Annotated in this window: 16 protein-coding genes; 8 read left to right on the top strand and 8 right to left on the bottom strand. The window is 55.0% G+C overall.

The genetic code is table 11. From position 1 onward, the window contains the following. Positions 1-13: 13 nt before the first annotated feature. The 3 genes from coxB to ACIPR4_RS08610 all read right to left on the bottom strand — a co-directional run bounded on the left by coxB (position 14) and on the right by ACIPR4_RS08610 (position 4,493). Positions 14-1,060: a cytochrome c oxidase subunit II gene (gene coxB / locus ACIPR4_RS08620; RefSeq protein ID WP_013568274.1), complete on the bottom strand. Its 1,047-nt coding sequence runs from the start codon at positions 1,058-1,060 to the stop codon at positions 14-16. Between the two features lie 324 nt (positions 1,061-1,384). Further along, positions 1,385-2,338, bottom strand: a complete 954-nt coding sequence (locus tag ACIPR4_RS08615; protein ID WP_013568273.1) for a hypothetical protein — start codon at positions 2,336-2,338, stop codon at positions 1,385-1,387. 361 nt (positions 2,339-2,699) lie between these two features. Next, the gene (locus ACIPR4_RS08610; RefSeq protein WP_013568272.1) at positions 2,700-4,493 is read right to left on the bottom strand and encodes a tetratricopeptide repeat protein; all 1,794 of its coding nucleotides are present in this window, start codon (positions 4,491-4,493) and stop codon (positions 2,700-2,702) included. A gap of 226 nt (positions 4,494-4,719) precedes the next feature. Here ACIPR4_RS08610 and ACIPR4_RS08605 point away from each other — a divergent pair, with 226 nt between their 5' ends. The 6 genes from ACIPR4_RS08605 (at position 4,720) to ACIPR4_RS08580 (ending at position 10,606) form a co-directional block, all read left to right on the top strand. Continuing rightward, the gene (locus ACIPR4_RS08605) at positions 4,720-5,136 is read left to right on the top strand and encodes a hypothetical protein (RefSeq protein WP_013568271.1); all 417 of its coding nucleotides are present in this window, start codon (positions 4,720-4,722) and stop codon (positions 5,134-5,136) included. 206 nt (positions 5,137-5,342) lie between these two features. Then, entirely contained in the window at positions 5,343-5,777 is a 435-nt protein-coding gene (locus tag ACIPR4_RS08600; RefSeq protein WP_013568270.1) for a universal stress protein, read from the top strand. 107 nt (positions 5,778-5,884) lie between these two features. Beyond that, positions 5,885-7,030, top strand: a complete 1,146-nt coding sequence (locus ACIPR4_RS08595; RefSeq protein WP_013568269.1) for an HlyD family secretion protein — start codon at positions 5,885-5,887, stop codon at positions 7,028-7,030. After that, a complete protein-coding gene (locus tag ACIPR4_RS08590) occupies positions 7,027-8,658 on the top strand; it encodes an MFS transporter (protein ID WP_013568268.1) in 1,632 nt (543 codons plus the stop codon). The genes ACIPR4_RS08595 and ACIPR4_RS08590 overlap by 4 nt, the downstream gene beginning before the upstream one ends. Positions 8,659-8,685: 27 nt before the next feature. Then, positions 8,686-10,068 carry a TolC family protein gene (locus ACIPR4_RS08585; protein ID WP_013568267.1) on the top strand — a complete coding sequence of 461 codons (1,383 nt, stop codon included), beginning with the start codon at positions 8,686-8,688 and terminating at the stop codon, positions 10,066-10,068. Between the two features lie 64 nt (positions 10,069-10,132). Next, on the top strand, positions 10,133-10,606 hold the full coding sequence (locus ACIPR4_RS08580; RefSeq protein ID WP_013568266.1) for a hypothetical protein: 474 nt from the start codon (positions 10,133-10,135) through the stop codon (positions 10,604-10,606). Between the two features lie 177 nt (positions 10,607-10,783). Here ACIPR4_RS08580 and ACIPR4_RS08575 read toward each other — a convergent pair whose 3' ends face one another. After that, positions 10,784-11,419 carry a PEP-CTERM sorting domain-containing protein gene (locus ACIPR4_RS08575; protein WP_013568265.1) on the bottom strand — a complete coding sequence of 212 codons (636 nt, stop codon included), beginning with the start codon at positions 11,417-11,419 and terminating at the stop codon, positions 10,784-10,786. Between the two features lie 75 nt (positions 11,420-11,494). Next, entirely contained in the window at positions 11,495-13,312 is a 1,818-nt protein-coding gene (locus tag ACIPR4_RS08570) for a S8 family peptidase (RefSeq protein WP_187290269.1), read from the bottom strand. Between the two features lie 355 nt (positions 13,313-13,667). On the opposite strand from ACIPR4_RS08570, the gene ACIPR4_RS22105 reads away from it, so the two are divergent. Then, positions 13,668-13,952 carry a glycine zipper domain-containing protein gene (locus ACIPR4_RS22105; protein WP_013568263.1) on the top strand — a complete coding sequence of 95 codons (285 nt, stop codon included), beginning with the start codon at positions 13,668-13,670 and terminating at the stop codon, positions 13,950-13,952. A 490-nt stretch (positions 13,953-14,442) separates the two neighbouring features. Continuing rightward, positions 14,443-16,671, top strand: a complete 2,229-nt coding sequence (locus ACIPR4_RS08560; RefSeq protein WP_013568262.1) for a malectin domain-containing carbohydrate-binding protein — start codon at positions 14,443-14,445, stop codon at positions 16,669-16,671. Positions 16,672-16,767: 96 nt separating this feature from the next. Here the strand turns inward: ACIPR4_RS08560 and ACIPR4_RS08555 are convergent, their stop codons facing one another. From ACIPR4_RS08555 to ACIPR4_RS08545, 3 genes are all read right to left on the bottom strand, one after another. Further along, positions 16,768-18,408 (bottom strand): TIGR03118 family protein, encoded by a 1,641-nt coding sequence (locus ACIPR4_RS08555; RefSeq protein WP_013568261.1) that lies wholly within the window; start codon positions 18,406-18,408, stop codon positions 16,768-16,770. 197 nt (positions 18,409-18,605) lie between these two features. Then, positions 18,606-20,549 (bottom strand): hypothetical protein, encoded by a 1,944-nt coding sequence (locus ACIPR4_RS08550; RefSeq protein ID WP_013568260.1) that lies wholly within the window; start codon positions 20,547-20,549, stop codon positions 18,606-18,608. Beyond that, complete coding sequence (locus ACIPR4_RS08545) at positions 20,546-22,348, bottom strand: alpha-amylase family protein (protein WP_013568259.1); 1,803 nt, start codon at positions 22,346-22,348, stop codon at positions 20,546-20,548. The genes ACIPR4_RS08550 and ACIPR4_RS08545 overlap by 4 nt, the downstream gene beginning before the upstream one ends. Between the last annotated feature and the right edge of the window lie 165 nt (positions 22,349-22,513).

Genomic DNA, 22,513 nt, shown 5'->3' with positions numbered 1-22,513 from the left:
TCCCTTTCCCTGTCTATTTCAACGTCGCGAGATATGCCGTGACGGCATCAAGGTCGCGGTCATTGAGGTGCATCGGTGGCATCAGCGCCCCAGGTTTGAAGTGCGCGGGGTCGCCAACAAAGGCGCGAATGTTCGCTGGTGTATTGGGCACGGCTCCGGAGGCGATGGTGTCCCGACTCGCGACGTGCGTCAGGTCCGGACCAAACCTGCCCGTCGCAACGGTGCCCTTGACGGTATGGCAACTGATGCAGGCGTTGCGCTGGAAGACTGCCTGCCCTGCCGCAACACTCGGTTCCTGGACCGCCGCCTGCTTCTGTTGAGCGGTCCACGCGGCAAACTCTGTGGGCGTATCGGCGTAAACGCGCAGTAACATCTTGGCGTGCTGCGTCCCGCAGTACTGCGCACATTGACCAAGGTAGAGCCCGGCTTCCTGCGGATCGATCCACATGGTGTTCACCTTGTTCGGGATCAGATCCGTCTTGCCAGCGAGACGAGGAATCCAGAAGCTGTGATCGGTGTCGGCAGAAGACATCGTGAGATAGGTTGGCGTCGGATGCTTCGGGTCGCTCACTGGAATATGAAGTTCATTGGCTGTCACGATTCCGAACTTTGGATAGCGATACTCCCACCAGAACTGGTGCCCTATGACCACGACGTCTAATGCTTCGGGAGGTTTGGTCGCGCGTTCCGTGGAAAGAATGACGCGAGTGGTAGCGAGAAACAACATCACCACGATCAGAATCGGGATAACCGTCCAGGACAGTTCAATCTGCTTGCTGCCGTAGATCTGAGCTGGTTCCTGCTCCGCCATCGGGTCGGCGGCACGATGACGAAAGCGTAAAAGAACATAAAGCAGGATGCCACCAACGACAATAAAGAGTCCCGTCGTTATGCCAAGCACCAGCATCGACAAACCGAAGATGGAGTGGGCGGGGGTTCCTGCTGGCGCAAAGATATTAGTAGGGCTATGAGAGTCGGAGAAGAGCAGTTGGAGACGAGAAGCATGCGATAGCGCTGGAACCGGAATGCCGCGCGGAACCATCCGAGTTTCAAAGAGCATCGATGCACCTTTCTACCAGAGCACTATCGCCAAGAGTTAGGACTGGTATCTGCACGACCTGCGGTGTCATTGAATGGTCTCCCCGTGCAGGCCGTTACAGTAACGATGATGGCAGTCCGCGCCCTCTCCGGGTAGGTTAGTAACCGTTAGCTCACTGTGATGACATCGTGTGCAGGGTCCTCATCCGGACGGAGTACGTGGTCTTTCTCACCACACGAACGGGTCGATGGCCCCCTGGACTCCCGGGTTACATCCCTGCGCCCGGTCAGGTTATAGCCCACACGCTGTGACGCTGCGCTACCGAGATGCGATGTGGAACTCTCTTCAGGGAAGGCTTCGGCGCTGACAACCGCTAAGCACAGAGCTAAATCCGCTGGACAGCACAGAGGCTATTTGTTCTTCCATTCTGAAATGCGTATGTAAGCTGATATCAGCGTCAACTCGTTTTGCCCACAACTGAAATCCGGCCATATCGATGGCACTGGCCGTGACGCGAATGTGGTTGCTCTCTGCCCTTACACTTCCTTCAAATGCAATATCGACTCCTACCTTGCGCATCAGGACGGCCACATCCTGTTCCTGCGCACTCAAATGGGCTACAGAAAAAGATGACACCACTTTGCAGCCTTCGGTATGGATGAGGGTATAGGCAAGCTCATCTGCTATTCCTCGCGCATACATCGACGACATGCAGTTTCCCGATAGGTCGCTGAAGGGTAGGATGGCAATCGCAATTGCCGAGGCTTTCGCCAATACGACTCGACCATCAGCTACTGTCGAAGCTTTTACGCCCGCGAGAGCCTCTCTGTACTGAAAGACCGGGATATAGTTTCCGGGACGAAGGTAGACATAAACGGGGTCATCCTTGCCCTCGGTCTCGTAATACTCTTTCAACTTACTTCTCAGCCGGCGGGCCTCGGTCCGCACAATCGAATCTTGACTTGGGTGATAGGGAGGCTTACGGTCATAGACCTCGGCCCCAATAACATACTCTTTCAAGAAGTTTTGGTTGCCATCGAGAACGTGCTCCACGATGAAACGCAGAAATCCGCTAAGCTTTTCAGACTGAATGAATACCCTGCTCTGCAACATATGGTTGAGCTGCTGCCGAATCACGGGTCCAGGTGTTTCGACGCTTTCCAGCTTGTCTAGGCAAAGAGATGCATCAACTACCGCCCCTTCGACTCCAGCATCTCGAAATATGCGAAAGCCGTGAGGTTTTTGATCTAATTCTTCCAATTGGTTCGAAGGTTTGTAATTTCCCAGCGAAGACAGCATGGTCGCACCTCGTATTTCTCAAGTATTACGGACGCTCCAGCATCCCTTGCACTTACCTAATCGGGAGTTCCGTTTCGTTGTAACGGCGTTATCGATGCGCCCAATGGAGAGGTAGAGAAGCCCAAACATAGCTAATGCATACTCATCAGTAGATAAGAATCGTAACGTAAATCTGCTCGTGGATGATCGAGCCAACATAAGGGCTTCTATACTGAGTGAGTTTAGAGCGGTCTCCAGAAATCACTAACTACTTTGCGGTGGTCTTTTCGCGACCCTTTCGGGTTGTCCATTCCGAAGACGCGCGAGCGCTCTACGGATGGTTCTCTAAAGGTCTTTTTAGGCCCGAGTGCGGGTCACAGTCTCAAGCAAGACGCGTGGGAATAGTCTTATGCATCAGCTCCGCGAACTCTGGCAAGCGACGAAGAGAATCGAAACGAGGTTCTACCGCTAGAGAGGGTAGCTCGGCCTCCCTTCCCTCATACGAGCTAGACAAGAACGCGAAGGCCATCTCCTGATCGCCCAAAGCCGCAGCCAGGCGCGCCTGGCGATACTTGCTCAATTCGGCGCCTGCTAAAAGAAGACCGAATTTCTCGATAAGAGATTCCGCCGAAGCCCGGTCCTGAGAGTAGGCATAAATCTCAGCAATCCAACCCAATGTCGGTAGATGAACTCCGATACAACGTTGCGCCTGCTGCGCAAGCGCTCGCGCAGTCTGATGTTTCCCAAGCCCAGCATAAGATTGGGCTAAATATAGCTGAGCGTCGAGTGGAATGGGCCCATGACGCAGAGGCTCTGTGAAGTGCTCCAACGCCTCATCATAGCGCCGGCTCAGGTAGAAAAAACGTGCTCGAGCTGTTTTCTGCAGATACGAGAAGGGATCGATTCTCTGCGCACTGTCCAGGTAAAGACAAGCTTCATCAAAGCGCCCAAGTAGCGTCAGAAACATTGCAAGCTGCCGGCTTCCGGCGGCGTGAGCCCTGTGCTCAGCCGCCTTGCGCAAATTGCCCTCCGCCTCTTCCCACTTCCACTCAAGGGCCTGAACACTTCCTATGGACGTATGTGCGTCCGCCATCTGCGGATCGAGAGTGATCGCTGTCTCCGCTGCCGACCTCGCTTGCACAATATGCTCGTGCGACCGCGAGGCACCGTGAAGCGCCATCCAGACGTGACACCGGGCAATTCCGCAAAAAGGCCTCGCGTAATTGGGCGTACTCTCAGCAACTTCGCGGAACTTAGCCAGGGCTGCCTGTACCTCCGTGCTCACGCCCTCTTCGATAAGCGATTCACCCTTTAATAGAGTGGGATAGACGGAAAGTAGAAGCGGGCTTGCCGTGGCCTTTGCGGTCAAAACGGCCGATTGCTGCGGGCGCACCCGGCTTACTAGTGCAGACGCAAACTGCTCCTGCATTTCAAACGCTTTCGCGGGATCAGCCTCTGCATCGAGACGCTGCGACCAGAGTTGGAAGCCATCTGCGTTTACGATTCTTGCAGTCACTCGTACCCGGTTCCCGTCTTCTCGAACGGTTCCCTCGAAGATGATTTGGACACCCAACTTACGCGCCAAACCGGGAACATCGGAGGCGAAGGCTCCCAGTTGCGCGATCGAATTGGCAGAGACAACCCGGCACCCTTCGCTCTGCATTAGCTCGTGAATCAATTCGTCCGCCACACCAAGCGCATATCGGCCGGAGAGCGGCTGGCCAGACAGATCGAGAAATGGAACAACGGCGACGGCAACGCCGGTCCCATCCACGTAAAGTTCATCCTGAGGGCCATCGACAACGACCTGATAACTCGTCTCCGAATCCTTCATGCGAAACACCGGGATATAGCTGCCGGGCCGGAAGAAGATGAAGATCGGATCTTCGGTCCCTTCCAGCTCGTAATACTCCTTAAGCTTCGAACGCAGCCGGCGCGCCTCCGTACGAACGATCGAATCCTGGCTCGGATGATACGGTGGCTTCCGATCGTAGACCTCGGTGCCGATCACGTATTCTTTCAGCGATTCATCCCGGCCACTGATCACGTGTTCCACGGTATATCGCAAAAAGCGGGAGAGCCGCTCGGACTGAGCGAACATCGGACTGCGCAGAATCCTGTTCAGCTCCTGACGAATTGCCGTATCGGAGACTTTATTCTCTATGCGTTTGCCCAAAGCCCTCAGCTCCTCATCCTGCGTCCCACATCCAACAAATTCACACGACTTTGCGCTACTTCACACGAAATAGACCGGCGGAAAATCGCAACACAGGTATCTCGTATCGCACTTTTATCTTATCCATACGGACAAAACGTCGCTTCGTCCTCACTGTTATCTAACAGTTGCACACTCTATCCGCAGCTATGGATCTGGCATTCTTTTCTACACCAGTGAGGGCATTATGCCAGAGAAAGCCGAACAGATAAGGATACTTGCGGTAGTGGCTCCGGAAATACAAGAGCAGATCCGGAGCCAGATTATCTCCTTCGGCATGATTCCGGTTCTAGTGAATAGCGCGGCACAGTTGGCTCCTCACATCCGAGCAGGAGAAGTCTATCAAGTCGTCCTTCTTCCGGCCTCTCTTCCGAACACGGAAGATTGGTGGGCAATATGGGGAGAGGTGGTGATGTTGAGCCCGAAGCCAGCGATTCTGGTATATGCCCACTCGGCCACGTTTCAACTCTGGTCTGGAGTGCTCGAAGCGGGCGGCTATGACGTCATTGTGGAACCGCTAACGGACGAGAAGCTCAAGGATGCATTGTTACGGGCAGCCGCAAGCTATGGCAAGAGCTCATCGGAAAATCTCGATCAGGAATAGACCGATGCCACAGCAAACAATAACCAAGAACACATCAAGAGCTTGAGAGCTCCTCGTTCATTCATCGTGCCATCCTAACAGTGAGCTAACAGTTGCTTACGCTGTAATCCATTCCCCAATCTGCCAAGCTAACTCTACATACAGAATCGTGTTCCGAGAGGTCGAAGCGCGTCGTTCTTCGGGCGCGCTGCACGACGGAGGTGGATATGTTCAGGAAGATCGCGGTTGCGTACAACGAGTCCGCAGAAGCACAACGAGCACTAGCTTCCGCCATTCAGCTAGCCAGGAGCGTGAACGCGGAGCTGGAGACGATCACGGTCATGGCAGAGCTTCCCTCGTACACGACGTTTGCCAGTGCAGCCGACCCCGCTCTACCCCAGGTTTTGAAGACAGACCGCATAGAGTTTTACGACGACCTGCAGGAAAGAGCGCGCGTATTAGCTCGTCACAACGGTCTCGAATTGCAATCCCATCTTGTCGAAGGCTCCGCCGTGGATGGAATCGTGAAACTTTTACGAGCACACAAGGCGGACCTTCTGGTCGTCGGTCTTCATCAGCGCGATTTATTCATTGCCAGACTATGGAGCACTGTCTATGAGCTAGCCCAGGAAGCCCCATGCAGTGTGCTTGGAGTTCATTGATCCGCAAATAAAGCCATGCCGTAAGAGCTATATGAATTAGCCTCGCGACTCTGTAAACGCAATGGAAGCTTGCAATCTGGAAGCCCTCAAGGAAGGTCACTGAAGCAATGTCGAAGCGAGCGATCATCATTCCCGTCCTGGTTCTGGGGACCGCTGCGGCGCTCCTGTTCACCATCAAGGGCCACTGGACGAGTTGGCAGGGCGGAAGCGCGGAGCAGCGAACGGACGACGCATACGTGCGGGCAGACATGACACCGATGAGCACCCGCATCTCGGGAACCGTCAAGAAGGTCGACGTCGAGGATTATGAGGCGGTAGTGCCTGGCCAAACGCTCGTCGAACTTGACGATGCGGACTACCGGGCAACGCTGGCGCAAACAGAAGCAGCGCTCGCAGGATCGCAGGCGGCATTGGCGAACAATCAGGCCACCAAACAGATTCAGGACGCGAAAGTGCAGAACGCAGAAGCCATGGTGCAGCAAGCTGCTGCTGCGATGGCAGCGGCCCAGGCGGGCGTAGACTCTGTCCAACCAGATGTGACGCGTAGCGACCTGGAACGGACACGCCAGCAAGCACTACTGGATGCAAGAGCAACCACTCATCAGCAATACGAACTTGCGATCGCGGATGCTACCCGCTTTAGCGGTCTGCTTGCAAGCCGCCAGGCTGACCTTCAGCGTGCCCAGGCTGCCCTATCGAGTAGCCGTACGCTCGTAGAAGCCGAGAAGCGGCAGCGTGTCGCGCTCAACACACAAGACGCTCTATACCAGGCCGACATACGGGCCAAGCAGGCAGGCATCGTGGTTGCCCAGGTGAATCTCGGCTATACGCACATCGCGGCCCCAACTGGGGGGGTAGTCGGTGAGCGTCATGTACAGGTAGGCCAGTTGGTGGCTCCCGGAATGCAAGTGATCGATCTAGTGCAGGGCGGCGTTTGGATTCAAGCGAACTTCAAAGAGACCCAACTGACCAATATGCGGCGAGGTGATGACGCCGACATCCGAGTCGACACGTTTCCAGATGCTGTCCTCCACGGAAAGGTGGTAGAGATTGCACCGGCAAGCGGTTCGCAGTTCGCCCTGTTGCCGCCCGACAACGCCACCGGCAACTTCACCAAGGTCGTCCAGAGAATTCCAGTCAAGATCAAGCTCGATCCGGGACACACGTTACCCGCAGGACTTCGGCCAGGCTTCTCCGTCATTGTGACGGTCCACACCTCGGCTCACGCGAGATCCGAGGTGCAAAAACCGTGAGCGCTCTTCCTGTCTCCACTCCTACCCCCTCGGAGAGCACCTCCCACGTTTCAACCCATCCACTCCTGGGGGTTCTCGGTGTGCTCTTCGGAGCGATGATCGCTACTTGCACAGGACGACTCATCAGCGTCGGCTTGGCGGACCTGCGCGGCGCACTTCACCTCGGGACAGATGAAGCATCGTGGATAGGTACAGCATTTAATGCATCTCTGATGTTCATCGGCCCCTTCTCTGTTTATCTTGGTGGTCTGCTTGGATCCAGGCGGGTGCTTCTCGCCTGTGCTGCAATCTTTACCGTCATCAGCCTGCTTTTACCGTTCGCCAGCAGCCTTCCTGTTCTGATCGTTTTGCTTATCCTGGCAGGTCTCACTGCCGGCACGTTCTACCCTCTGACGCTCTCCTTCGTCCTGCGTAATCTTCCCCCGAAGTATGTTCTCTTCGGCATCGGCGCATATGCAGTAGACATCCTTTTCACTACCAACTTCGCCACCTCTCTGGAACCTTGGTATATCGACCATCTCTCGTGGCGATGGGTGTTCTGGAACAGCGCCGTGCTCACACCCATCATGATGGTTCTGATCTACTTCGGCATTCCGTGGCAGCCTTTACCGCAGCCAAAGGAAGGTCAGCCGAAGCCAAGCTGGCGAGGCTTCCTCTATGCGAGCTTCGGATTTTCATTGCTCTATATCGCCCTCGATCAGGGGCAACGGCTCGACTGGTTGAACTCCGGAACAATCGTCAGCCTCGTCATCTCGGGTCTCTTTCTCCTGTTGGTAACGGTAGTTCGCAGACTACGCATGCCCAACCCGCTTGTGCACTTTGCCTTCCTTGCGAGGCGTAACACCCTCTTACTGGGTGGCGTACTGATCTTCTTCCGCTTCATCATGCTGACTACCGTCCTGATTATTCCCAGTTATCTTGGCTCCGTTAAAGGCTACCTGCCCCTGCAGACCGGACCCGTGCTGCTTTGGGTCGCTCTTCCCCAGTGCCTTTTCGGCATCCTTGCCGTCTACCTCGTCCAGTACATCGACGCAAGGCTCATTCTTACCGCAGGGTTCGCACTGGTCGCGATCGCATGCATGATGAATGCGGGCTTGTCCTCTGCCTGGTCGGGAAGCAATTTCTGGCCGTCACAATTGGTGATGGCTATCGGGTTCGCACTTTCCTTCAACGCAATGGTGGGCGCGATCATACTCGAAGTTCTTAGCTCCGGCGCTCTCACACGGCCAATCGACGTGTTGACCTTTGCCGGTTACTTTCAAACGGTGCGCCTCCTGGGTGGAGAGGCAGGCACTGCCTTTATGCAGCACTTTATTCCCGTGCGAGAACAGTTCCATTCCAACATGCTGGGGCTGGGTGTTCAGTGGGGACTTCTGCCAACGGACCAGCGACTCCTTGGACTAAGCGCAGGCGTGGCCAGCCGCACCACGGGTGCGGCGAATGCAGCTGGGAGAGCCGCAGAGATACTGGCTCTACAAGTCCGACAGCAGGCCTTCACCTTGGCTATCACCGATGCTTTCATACTCGTCGCGTGGTCGACGATAGGCTGCCTGCTTCTTGTCGCATGCATGACGCAAGTGCCTTTGCAATATCGGCAGGTCGTCTCAACACCCTCTCTCCCTGCTTAAAGAAATGAACGCGTCCAAGGATCGAATATGCAACGCAATCGAACAAACCAAACCGCTCATAAGAACCTGCTGGCAGCCATCGTATGCGCTGCAGGTCTCTTCACGATTCCTTTGAGCGGGAGAGCGCAAGAGGCATCACAGATCTCTTTGACTTTGCCACAGGCGATTGATCTAGCGTTGAAGCAGAATCGTACCCTCCGACTCGCCGGACTTTCGATCGATGATATGGAACATAAGAAGGAAGTGACGCGCTCAGCGTATTTCCCTCACATCTCGAATGATTCCAAAGTAACTCATATCACAGAACTTGCCGGGGTAGAGATTCCACGTGGTGCGTTCGGTGTTCCCTCTGCGACTGGCGCGATTCCTGCGAAAACATTGTTCATCGATCAAGGCGCAGCCACGTCGTATACGAGTGGCACACAACTGACACAGCCACTGACACAGATGTTCAAGATTCATGAATCGAACCGCGCAGCGACAGCCGATATCGACACGGCGAAGCTCCAGTTCACGGAAGCGGAAAACGGCATCGCGCTCAAGGTTCGGAAGCTCTACTTCGACCTTCTGGTCGCTCAACTCAAGCTACAGGCTGCGAGTAGTGAAGTGACTGCCAGCGAACTGAAGAGTCGCGAGAATATGGACGCCGTAGAAAAGGGGCGCGCACTCGATGTCGCAATTCTGGAAGGACGAGCCAACGTCCTTGAAGCGAAGCAAACGGTACTCACACAGAGTCTGGCCATACATACCCTGGTGCTTTCTTTCGACGATCTTCTGGGGCTACCCTTAAGCGCAAAGCCACAACTTGATCCGGATACCTCGATCCAGCCGCTTTCGGTCCCGAGTCGTGAAGATTGCCTTCACATCGCACGGGAACAGAGCCCTGCCATCCTGATCGCGCGACAGGCCGTCCTGAAAGCGAAGGCAGGACTGGGCGCGGCCAAGGATGCTTATATTCCGGATGTCACCGGTCTCGCGCGTTACAGCTACCAGAGCGGTGTACCTCTGCTCGTCCATAACTTCGGCACATTTGGTTTCAACCTGACTTATGACCTCTTTGACGGAGGACGTAGAAACGCCGAGATCAAAGATGCCAGAACGCTGCTCGCTCAGGCTCAGACAAATCTGGACAAGACGTTGGATGAGGTAGACATCGAGGTAGAGTCTGCATACGACAGAGTAGAACAGTCTGAGAGCCTGGTGAGGGTTATTGAAGAGGCATTGGGTGTGCGCACCGAGGCTGCTCGTCTTGCTGACCGGCAGTATGAGCAAAGTGTCTCCCTTGCTTCGTCTCAGGCCGAGGCCCATGCCAAACTTGCGTCGACCAAGGCTTCCCTTCTGGAAGCCATGCTCAGCCTTTCGCTCGCCAAGGGAGACCTCAAGCGGACGATCGGCCAAATGCCACGTTAGCAGCCTACTCTACTTATGGAAAGCCGCACTCTCCCGCCAGCGCGGGAAGGAGCTAGAAACTGAGATGATGAACCCCGCTGCACTGAACGTCATCGCCGCTTTGAGTGGGACAGCGCTCGGTTCATTCGCCCCGATTTTGAGTAACTACGTGCTTCAAAAGAGCATCACGCAACGAGATCTGCTCAACCGGCAACTCGGGTTGAGAGAAAGCCTTTATTCCGATTTCATTCAAAACGCCTCGCGCCTCTACGCCGACGCCATGATCCATGAGCTTAGTGAATTGAATGAACTCGTTGCGCTCTATGCTTTGGTTAGTCGCATCCGGCTTCTGGCTACTCCACCCGTAGTAAGAGCAGCCGAAGAGTTTGTGAAGATGATCGTTCGCCACTATGGCGAGCCAAATATCACCGTTGATCAGATCCGTTCCTCCGCCCTGGCTGCCAAAGCGGATCCTCTTGCAGTCTTCAGCGCTGCCTGTTGCAAAGAGCTTAGAGACATTCTGCGACGCGGCGAACTCTCAGGGACGATTTCCAAATAATTCTTACTCACCCTTCCAGAAGAGATCCCGTCGGGAACTCTTCTCCACGAGGGGGATAACTTACGGGCGGTCTGATCATCTATGAGGAAGTTGGCAGAAGGCGAAACCTTCGCCTCCTGTAATCAGAGCCAGCACTCGAATCACCAAGCAAGGTCAGCAAACCAAACTGCCGATTAATTAAATCCCGAACCGCAATCTGCGACGAGCGACCGCTGCAAGAGCGAATAGGCCGGTGCCGAGAGTGAGTAAGGTGGCGGGTTCCGGGGTGACTGTAGTTACCGGATCGTCATACATTGTGTCGGCGAAAGCATCAACATTGATCTGGATGGGCGAATTCAGACCAGCCGTGCCACCAAGAGTGGAGTTGATCACGAGGATAAGATCCATCCCCACGGGTAGAATCACCTGGAAATCTCCTCCGGTGCCTGTTTGTACGTTCCCGCTGAAACCACCGTCTCCAAGCCAGTTGGCGGTGCGATTGTTGGGGTCATAGCTGCCCGCGTAGGCCGAGATAAAGGTATTAGTGCTGCCGTTGGGATCGAAGGACGTGATTTCAACGTCCGGCGCTCCGGTAAAAAGCGATGTCGAGAAGGAGATCGCCTGAAAGTAATAGGTAATGGTCGGATTGATAACACCGGGGTAAGTCTCGGTGCCTGTCCAGTCCTGGGGAATGCCGTTGCGAGAAGGCCGTCCAAGCTGGGTAGAATCTGCGCTTGTGACGGATGTCGTGAAAGAGCTAATGCTCTCTGCCCCGGCACTCAAGGTGAGAAGCAAAACAAAGCAGGCAGAGAGGACGAGATAAGGACGCTTCATCGGATTTCTCCTTGGTTACGATAAGTAAATGAGGAACAAGTCGCATTTCGGGTCGAGGTCTTTGTTGCGGTCGGGCTAATGGATTGCCTGAGCGGCCTGCACGGCGGGTAGGGCCATGAGAATTCCGTATCCGCTGTCTCGATCAACTCCGGCTGCCATGTTATCTAACGTGGTACTGGTAAGAATCTGGCGTATCTGAAGATTCGTCAGGTTCAGATTCGCCGATTTGACCAGGGCGGCAATGCCGGCAGCATGAGGTGCTGCAGCGGAGGTTCCGTAGAACGGATTGAAGCCCGGCGTCTTCACGGTGACGCCGTCGGCGGCTGTAGCATCCGGTTTTTGCAACGTTGTCCCACCATTTGTGGAGAAGAGAAAGTTGCCCGCTGTAATAGCTGCACCTGCAGGCGTGTAAAAGATTTTGCGTGGCCCATCCGAACTGAACGTCTCGATGGGATTCGCGCTTCCGCCGACGAAGAGTTTGGGGCCGGTATGAGCGCTATTCCAATAGGTCGCCGCCATGGTAATCGTATTGGCCGCCGCGTTATGACCGTACGTCGAGCCATCGGTTTGGATAGCAACGACTCCGCGGTTGGTATCCACTCGTAGAGCTCGCTGGACTCCGTCAAAGAGGATCACCACGATGCGCTCTCCGGCGGTGAAATTACCAGAGATTGCCTCGAGTGGATCCTGAGTGCCGGTTTGCGAAGCGGCTGAAGCGGCCACGACGCTGGTGCCTGCCGCGTTGAGAAGATATAGATCGTAATCGTTGGCGGAGCCGCCCAAAGGATCTGACCACTTCAAACTGATGAAAGTCGAAACCGCCGTGAGCGCATCGTAGTAGATGGGGCTCCCACCAGTCTGGAAGTTATGGAGCGTTCCTGCGCCGGTAAGCGCGCCGCTTCCGGGCGGTCCCGCCAGAAAATCTCCCTCCCAGGTTCCGGAGGTGCCCGAGGTCAGGTTGCCGGAGTTAGCCGCAGCGGAAAAATACAGTGCGCCGTCCGTAGTGACGTCGTTGACGGCTTGCGCTACGGTGCCATCCTGAAAAGCGCCTTCAGCGAAGTAAGTCACGTCATCCACAATGATGTCGCAGTGATACGTAAAGCGGAGACTCCGGATATTCGCGGCGAACTGCGCCTGAGACGGATCGGCAGTGGCGAAGAAGAGTTTTGCGTCGGGAGCCATGTCGTGAACGATTTCCATCATGGCCGTTCCTTCATCTTCGCCGCTGCCCTGCTGACCTGGAAGAACAGTGGTGTCTGCAGGAAGATCGCCACTGGCGATCAAAGCGCTGACGCCTGCGGCGCTCGCACTGTCCGAGAGGACTCCTACTCGAACGCCCGCCCCGGTGACTCCTAATGCGATTGCTTTGTTTGCCCCGTGAGAGACGTACCCCTGGGATGTGAGCGAACCCACATTGGTGGTGTATCGTTCGGGCTCATGAAGAGAGACAACATCCCGTTGGCCGGCTAATTGAAGCAGCTGACTAGACAACACGCGTGCGCGGATTCTGCCAGAGGCGATGTTCGCCTGGGGCACCTGGCCGTCAATCTTGTCGACTCCTGCCATGGCGGAGTTTGAGAGAAGAGAGGGAGTCATGTAGCCTTCGACCTCAACAATCGTCTTGCCCGAGCTGTCGAAGGTCTTCGTATCGATGAGCCCCTTGAGGTCTTCTGGAAGTTCATTTCGCGCAGCTCTCGAAATGAGCACGAGGTTGAAAGACATCTTGCGCTCGGCAGACGTAAAGCTCCGCTTGAGCGCACCGATCTCTTGGATCTGCTTCAGGGCAGAATCCGCTATCTGTGCCTTGGCCGACGGCATCAGATTGAAAAGAAGAGCAAGCAGTATCGTTAGGACCGTTCTTTTGCAGCCACGGTTCATGCGGAATGACATCATGTAGCAGTTCATAATGTTTCTCTCCCGAAGGCTCAACACGTATCAGTTCAATTCGCTTCCAAATCTGGACAGAAACTCGCATATTTTGAGCTTCAGGTAACCTGCCTGACGTTTGACAAGCGGAGTATATCCACAATTTTTCGAATGCCTTGTCGCACTAAGCCGACAAGGCCCCTACTTTGCGATATTTTCCTTAGTGCTTCCCTATCTACCTCTTAGCGGGAGGTAACGTGCGTCGGGCCTGCAATCTTTCGTAGCGAAGCAAACCTACTGCGATAGACCGCATCCGTATCTTCTGACATCTGCTTAAGAAGCGGTGGATGTACCTACTCGATCCGGTACAGGGAGAAATAGCATGACGATTCGCAGGATTTTGACTACGACCGCACTACTGGTAGGAACGATGTTGCCCTTTGCGCCAGTGGCTTCAGCCCAAATTGGCGCTGGCAAAGGTGCTCTAATCGGTGGTGGTGCAGGAGCTGGAATCGGCGCCCTTGCAGGTGGCGGCAAGGGAGCACTTATCGGCGGTGCGATTGGCGCAGGCGGTGGTGCAATTATTGGCAATGAAAACGCCAAGCGACGTCATCGCCGTGAACGGCAGCGCGCGTATGCCCGTCACCATCATCGTCGGAATTACTAGCTCAGATATTTTTTACGTAGTCAAAGGAAACGGCGAACTCTAAGTTCGCCGTTTCCTTTTGGCCAAATAATTTCAGTTTCAATGCAAGTTTTTCCGATACGTTCAATCAATGAACGCTTCCGTATGCAGGGACAAAAAATGCGTTAACATCCCGTTTTGGAACTTCTATCGTAACTTTCCCAGCCCATTGCGGTTCATCGTTCACGACATCAAATTTGTGCTGTCTTATGGAATGCCTAACCTTGAATTTGTCCTGTAGATTGGGTGACCGACGAATGAAAGTAAATCGTTCGTATGGGCTTCTTCCATCGCAGATGAACCCCATGGCAATTGTCCTTCTCTTCACACGTTGACTTAGCTGGGGCTTCAGCTCCTCTGAGTGAATAGACACACCAGCGCGACGAAGAGACCAGGATCAAACTTCGCTTACTTACTCCTCAGGTCTGAACCTACCATTCACGACGGTTCAACCCCGATTCAAGGAGTTTCCATGTACCTCTACAACAAACGCGCTTTCCCCATCGGAAAGCTTCCGCTGATCCTTGCCGTTCTCGGCATGATCTTTTCGGCTGCAACCCCGTCCTTCGCACAGTTCAACGCTTCCATCTTTGGGCCTAACGTTTACGTCTTCGACCCGAGTGTCCCTGGCGCCACCATCAATACCACGCTCGATGCCATCTCAAATCCGTCGGTCAGTCAGGCCCAATTCAGCACTAACCGCTACGCCGTACTCTTCAAACCTGGCCAGTACACCGGGGTGAGTCATCAGGTGGGGTTCTATCTTTCCGTCGCAGGCCTCGGCACCACGCCGGATGCCACAGTTCTGAGCGGCGGCGGTCTCTATATCGACGTAGGCGATAGTAGTGGGAATGTCACGACCAACTTTTGGCGCTCAATAGAGAACCTTAAGATCCCTGTTCCAACTGGCGGCACGGAACGCTGGGCTGTCGCACAGGGAGCAGCTTTCCGCCGCATGCACGTCGCTGGTTCTTTGGAACTGACCGACGGCAGTTGTCACTTTGCGAGCGGAGGCTTCATCTCCGATTCCGTAATCGATACGAACGAAAACATGTGCTCTCAACAGCAGTGGTACACCCGCAATAGCGTGATTGGCAGCTCCACCACGCCAGTCTGGAACTATGTCTTTTCCGGGGTCACGGGCGCACCAGCACAGAACTTCCCGAATATCACGACGCTCGCGACAACGCCTGTTAGCCGCGAAAAACCTTACCTTTACATCGACAGCACTGGAAACTATTCCGTTTTTTCTCCGGCACTGCAAACTGCTTCCTCTGGTGTCACATGGACCAGCGGAGGTCTGGGTGTAGGCACTTCACTGTCCATCAGCACATTCTTCATTGCCACACCGTCCAATACTGTTGCGCAGATCAATACAGCTCTTGCTTCCGGCAAGAATCTCATTCTGACACCCGGCATCTACAGTCTGACCGCTCCGATCAACGTGACCGCGGCTAACACGGTCGTTCTGGGTCTTGGCTACCCTACGCTCGTTCCGCAGAACGGGAACGCAGCGATGACGGTAGCTGATGTGGGAGGCGTTCAACTCGCCGGACTACTCATTGATGCTGGCCCAACTAACTCTGCGGTTCTTCTTCAGGTCGGAGTCCCGAATACAACCCGCGCCAATCACGCAAACAATCCCACCTCCATCAGCGATGTGTTCTTCCGTATTGGAGGAGCCACCGCTGGCTCTGCTACCACCAGTCTGGAAGTCGACAGCAATAACATCATCCTCGACAATATCTGGGCATGGCGCGCCGATCACGGGACCGGCGTTGGATGGACCACCAACCCTGCGGCTCACGGTCTGGTCGTTAACGGCGATAACGTCACCGCCCTTGGACTTGCTGTAGAGCACTATCAACAAAGCCAGGTCCAGTGGAATGGAAATAACGGAGAAACCATCTTCTACCAAAGCGAAGATCCATACGATGTACCCAGTCAGGGCGCATGGATGGATGGTTCGATGAATGGTTATCCCTCCTACGAAGTGACTTCTGCGGTGTGCAACCACACAGCATACGGTCTCGGCATCTATTCCTTCTTCAATCAGGGCGTGGCGATCTTCCAGGACAACGCTATCTCTACCCCCAACAGCACAGGCATGCATTTCACGGATATGGTTACGGTGAAGTTGAACGGATCCGGCGGTATCAATAACGTGATTAATGGTCAGGGTGGGGCTACACCAACAGGAGCTTCACCCAAAGACTTCGCGTCTTTCGTCGGCACCGCGGCCTGTTCTGCCGGACCACTCACGGTTGCCATCGATTCAGGAGGCGGAGGAGCCACGCCGTTCGTGGCGGATACAGATTTCTCCAACGGTTCTACCTTCACGACCACTCAGCCGATCAACATCACAAATGTGAGCAACCCCGCACCAGTGGCTGTCTATCAGAGTCAACGCCAAGGCCAGTTCAACTACACGATTCCTGGCTTCACTCCAAATTCCGCCCACATCGTGCGTCTCCACTTTGCCGAACTCTACTTCAGCACTGCGGGAAGCCGCATCTTCAACGTAGCGATCAATGGCACGCAGGTGCTGCATAACTTCGACGTGGTCGCCACTGCCGGAGCCTTCAGGACCGCAAACATTCAACAGTTCAACGCAACCGCAAATGGTCTGGGCCAGATTGTTATCACCCTGACCGATGGCACCAGAGATCAACCCTTGATCAACGGTGTCGAAATTCAGTAGACATAACTGAACGCAAATAACAAAAGTTGAGGCTTGGTCTGTTCGTCCATTGAACAGACCAAGCCTCGGCTGACTTAGGCGAACGTATGGGTACGTTTACTGCACCGTAAGAGCAACTGTGGTTGTGTGCGTAATGGCGCCAGCGGTGGCAGTGATTACGACCTGAGAAGTAACTGAAGCGGGAGGAGTTGTGGGTGCGACTGGAGCCACCGGCGAAACTGGGGCGGACGGCGTCGAGCCGCTGCAACCCGTGAAGGCCAACGCCGCAAGACTCAAGGCGAACAAGAAAACTGTTCCGCGAAGCAAAGAGGCACGCCGGCGCACTCGCGAGAAAGCAAGCAAACCGAGGGGCAGAAATGCAAGCCCGATTCCTGTCAAACCCCAGTCCAAGGCTTTCGCCATGTATGGGCTGACGGGAGCAGCGGGGGCCGCTGCCTGTGTACCGATCGAGACCGAAACCGTAGTGGCTGCCGTTCCGGAAAGCGTTACCGTCGTGGGATTGAATACGCAGGAAGAGCCCGAAGGAAGACCTGTGCACGAAAACGCCACAGGACCGGTGAACCCATTCGTCCCGGTGAGCGCGAGCGAAATGCTCGCATTTTGGCCCGTCGTAACCGTGATCGCATTTGTGGAGGGCTGTATTGAGAAGTCTCCCGATCCGGCACTTGGCGGGACAACTGTGATGGTTGCCACTACCCCGTCTTGCTCGCCATTGATGCCCGCAGCAAGATACAAAGTGTTCGGGTCGCCAGCACCGTTCGTACCGGTACCAAAGACGATCTCCCAGAGGCCTGTGTTCGCGATAGGATTGCCGCTGGCGTCCGTCAACTGACCAAGCAACGCAAAGCTATTCGGATCGTAAACGTTAATGATGCCATCACCGAAGTTGCCGATCAGAAGATCTCCGCCAAAGCTGCCAAAGCCCGATGGCGCGAGGGCCATACCCCAGGGAGCATTCAGGTTGCCCTGCGAGATGGCACGCTTGAGGAGATTACCGTTGTTATCGAAAACATTGACATAGCCAAGACCAGCTCCAACTACCTCACGTCCGCTCGTCGGATCTACTTGAGCATAGGTGACATATACATTGGATCCGATGCTATGGATGCCGAAAGGAGCGTAGCCCGCAGGGATATCTGGATCTGCGAAAGCACCTGTCAGATGTGCAGCGGCGAAGTTGGTGTCAAATACGTCGACCGTGCCAAGAGAGAAATTGGCCGCCAGAAGAAAAGTGCCGGTCGCATTTTTATCAACCACGATGTCGGTGTAAACGGCTTTTGCCGCTGAGTTATTCACGACGGTGACGGCTGTAGGTGTACTTGCATTCCAGGCTGCGATGGTGCCGTCCAACGTACCGAAGAGAAAGGTTGCGGATCCTTTGAGTGGAATGGTGAAAGCAGTTGTATCGCTATTGAAGACCGTGCCTGCAGGAGTACCCGGGCCAGTTCCAGAGGCTGCTGGAACCGTCACATCGAAGCTGGGGGTGCCCGTCGCATCCGTGACGATCGAAAGACCCGAACCGGGAGAATCGGTCCAGAAGTCCTGCCCAATCGAAAGGCCCCAGGGATTCTTAAGATTTGAGTCAATGTGTGCGGCGGGAACAAAACCATCCGAGATCAAATTGGTCTGCAAATAGGTACTTTGGGTTTGTGCGGCAGCCACAAACGAAGACAGGCCAATGCAAGAGGCAAAGAGCATCGCGCGCAGGGATGGGACTAATAACATACGGGGGTACATGCTGGCTCCAGGATCGATTGGAAGTGGGAAGCAATCGCGCGAGCGAGGACTTCCTGATTCGATCTAGGCCGAGCTTAGGTGCATGCAAAGGCCGACTTGTCATGAGCTTGTCACGGCAGCGTCATAAGGTCATCAACGCGATAAGCAATGAAAGTCGGCATAAAGCTACTTGTAATGTGCTGAACTGGATTCAGTACTTACTCTCCATAGACGTCAACAGAGCCGGAATAGTTAGGCACATACACTTTGCCGCCGCTGACGACAGGAACATTAAACTTAGGATCGGTGAAGTTAATATTCCAATCCTGCGATCTCCACAGAGAAGGAATTCGCTTCGATCCGTTTGGCAAGGTGACATAGTTGAGAGGATCTGGATCATAGACAATAAGGCGGCCGGCAGTGACGGTGCTGTTGGCATCTCCCCATGGCTGCAGGCACCATAGAAGCGCTGTTCCCTTCTGGTTGTTGTTGCTGGAAAGAGTCATGAAGCTTCCGGCCATTCCGCCCGGGGAGTTCGTAACATTTTCTGACGCCAGTTCTGCGCCTTCCGCCAGGTAAGTCATCTTTCCGCTCGAACTCATTTCCCAGGCATGCACCGCACTATTCTCACCGCCGACGAAAAGGATGAGACCCAGGGTCGGGTGCCAGTACTGTACAGGCGTCGAATGCATATGTCTTGTTCGACCGTTCGGAAAGAAGTTCAGGTCCGTGACGTCTTTCGGGCATGAATCGATGTTTCTTCCAGGAGAAGCAGTAGCCCAAACAGCAGGGGCAGCGAGCTTTGCGCAGTTCGCCTTGGTGTTCGCAAAGTCCGCAGGTTTTGTCTTCCCCATCGCCGTCGTGCGCACGGGGTAGGTGATGCCATCTTTTCCGCCAGCAAGATAGACGTGATAGTCCTCAATCAATGTTCCACCTGCGGAGCCAAAGTCTTCATCGCTCCACGCCGCATTTTGCCTAGCGTCTTTGGGATAGACCAGCTGCACGGCCCGCCCTTGCTCATCTGTGGTCTTGACCACGTGAGCACCCTTGAGCGGCATCGCCATCCCACCGCCCACCGGCGTTGCCATCTCTGCCGAAGGCGCGCTCATCCCGGACATCTTATTCGAAGGGACGACTGTGGGCGAAGACAACTGGGGGTTTTGTCCTGTTCTTCCTGCATCGGAGTAAGGACTCCACCAATCGGCGACCTTCATCCATCCTTTCGCAGTGCCTGCAGGCGGCTGATACTGAATCTTGATCACTGCCTCGCCAAAGTCATTCGTACCGTTGAACGACCCGTTGCCCGTTGCAGCATAGAGGAAGCCGGATGCGTCCGCAGCCAGCCCCTGCCCACCCATCCAGATGCCGGCACCACGTCCTTGCGAAGTGGCAAGAGTCGCCGTAAATTGGTTGCTGCCACAGTCGAAGGCAAACACATAGCCAGAGGCTCCATTCGTTGTTTCGAGCACAGTGCCTGAAGCGAAGAACACTGTCTTGCGGCCTCCCACGTTCGTCAGGACCAGAGACGATCTCTGCTTGCGCATGGAGGAGGAATAGGTTTGGGTGCCATCCTTAAGACCAGCCAACGTCACCAGCGGACAAACAAGCTGGCCCTTGGCGATATCTATCACGGCCATGAAATGCACTGCCTGTTGTGGCGTACCGTCCGCTGAGATCCAGGGCACACAATAAAGCCGCTTCGTCTCCGGATCGATTACGCCCGTGGAGAGTACACCCCAATGCTGGTTGATCAGATGCATGTCAATTGCGCCAGAACCATCCACTGGTCGACCGAGGAACAGGTCCCAAATGGCCGCGCCGGTTGCGGCATCCACAGCGCGAACGTTGTTCGCCATATTCGGCAAAAGCAAAACGTCATGCACGGAGTTGTCTGCGGCGATACGAACCTGCGGCAATAACAATGGCTGACACTCTGTCCCTCGCGCATCTCCCCAAACCGGGATAGTGAACAATTTTCGGATTCCGCTCTGGGCTACCGACGCACGCGTCAGAACCGTCTCGTGAAGATTCGCGCCCGACCGAGCATTGTCGTAGCCACGGGTAAGAATGGGTGCTACCGTTCCTGCCTGCTGCGCGCATGTTGGAAGAGATCGTGTCACAGTGATAGCTGCGGTAAGTTGTAAGAACCTGCGACGATTCATTGTGTCTCCGATCCGGTATAGGTAACCGTTAGTTTGTAATTCCTGCCACTCGCCGGGAGCGAGAGACCCTCAACAGAGATTGTGTGCCATCCGGCAGAGCGCGTTCGGCCGGAGGCGCTTCCTGGATAGACTCCAATGCGCTTCCATGTAATGGTCGTGTTATTCGAGGTATTGACCTTGGCGGTGAGCGATTCGTTCGCTGCCAGAACCGCCGAAAGGTTGATCGAGATGCGCGTTCCGGAAGCGCAGTAAATGTGTTGCGGAAGTGGATGCACTCCATTCATGGCAGGCATCACGTCGAGCGTAGCATCCGCCTCAAACGTCTGTGTCGTGGAACGCGAAGTACTCGTAACGGGCTGATTCACGCCGCCGGGTGCAAAGCATACGTAAGACTCTCCCCGCGCGTAGGCATTGCTGGGGAGCGTGAATGTCGCTCGCCCTTGCCAGTCTGTCCAGATATCGGAATGATGACCGGAGTAGTCGTGCAGCCATCGGTTCGCGCCAAAGGTCGTGTCACAGGTGATCGTGCGAGACGACAAAGTGTTGAAGTTCAGTGCTGTGAGCAGGCCTCCCGACCATCCCGTCGCACCACCATTTCCATCACGCGTAGCTGCAAACACGTCACGATCTACCCAGCGGACCTGGTAGTTTCCAAAGGCAAACATCCGCGAGATCCAACAGAGATTATCGATCGCGGGCTTTAGCCCGTAGGCCCCCGGCCAAATAGAGTTCGGAAAATAATCTTTGCCATAAACCAGTGCCAGACGTAGCGGCAGCATAAGTAGATACGCATAGGCGAGACCTTTATTGCAGACCACCTGCTGGCCATCCGATGTATCCGTATCTGGATTGTCGACGAAGCCTACAGCAAGACTGGGATTACGTTCGAAGTAGCCAGCACCTCCGAGCGTGAGTTGTCTGGCATCGAATCCGTTGCATGCTGCTTGAATCCGCCAGTGCAATGTAAAGTCCGCCACAGCAGATCGGCCGGACATGGGCGCAGAGGTCGCCCACCAATCGAGATTGGCAGGATTGCCGTCAAAATATTCGCTGTAGAAAGGCACATTCGGAATTGCGTCCATAATCCGACGCACCGAAGGAGCGTAGGTTCCCTTGGTATCGTCGAAACGAAACATCGCCGCGCCAGTGCGAGCGTACAGCCATCGCACATAATCTTTGGCATCGGCTTCGGCTGCCCCGGTGGGAACTCCATTCTGATAACAGAGTTCTCGCCCAAAGGGAGAATCATCTGCAGGCACTGGTACATCATCCTGAGGACGAAATGGCGGAACCGGGTCGACCCATTCCCATTCACCATCCCCGGATTTGCGTTGCGCCGTTCGTCCACGAAACCATCCCGCAGTGGTGGCTCCGCGTCCGTTCAGGGTCTTTCCATCCGCTCCCAGATAACGGAAGACGCCGGGGCCACCGTTCTCTCCGCTCATCTGATGCAAGACAAGGTCGCCGATAGACTGGCAACCATGCGCATTCAATGCGGCTATGGCAGCGAGCGTCGACTCCAACGGTCCATAGCGGGTGGGCGTGGAACCTTGCTGCGGTTTCGTGCCGAGATCGCGCCGATCGAACACACCATAACCGTCAGATGTCGGTGCGGCGCCACCTTCTGCCTTGGACCATGGCGGCCACTGTACGAAATCGAAAGATCGTCCCAAAGACGTGGCCTGCGCGTGGAGGAAGTCGGCCAGCCAGGGGTGTGTTGGAGGTGCAGGAACGGTGACACGTGTCCCCGCAGCGCTTCCAGTTTCGAACCTTCCCCATGCAAGCAAACCAATTGCCATGGAAAAATCTCCTCCGGGGATTATGCCTATGAGAAATTCTTTCTCAAACGAAAAAACCAAGGCATCGGACGGATGACTTCTTTCACCGACATGAAGGGCCGCAGTGACCTATGATGAGAGTCTCCAGCTGTCTAGTAGAGCCAGCTTTTTAGCGCCGGATTACAA

Source organism: Terriglobus saanensis SP1PR4, assembly GCF_000179915.2.
Classification (GTDB): Bacteria; Acidobacteriota; Terriglobia; order Terriglobales; family Acidobacteriaceae; genus Terriglobus; species Terriglobus saanensis.
This window is presented reverse-complemented; position numbering and strand designations above follow the sequence as displayed.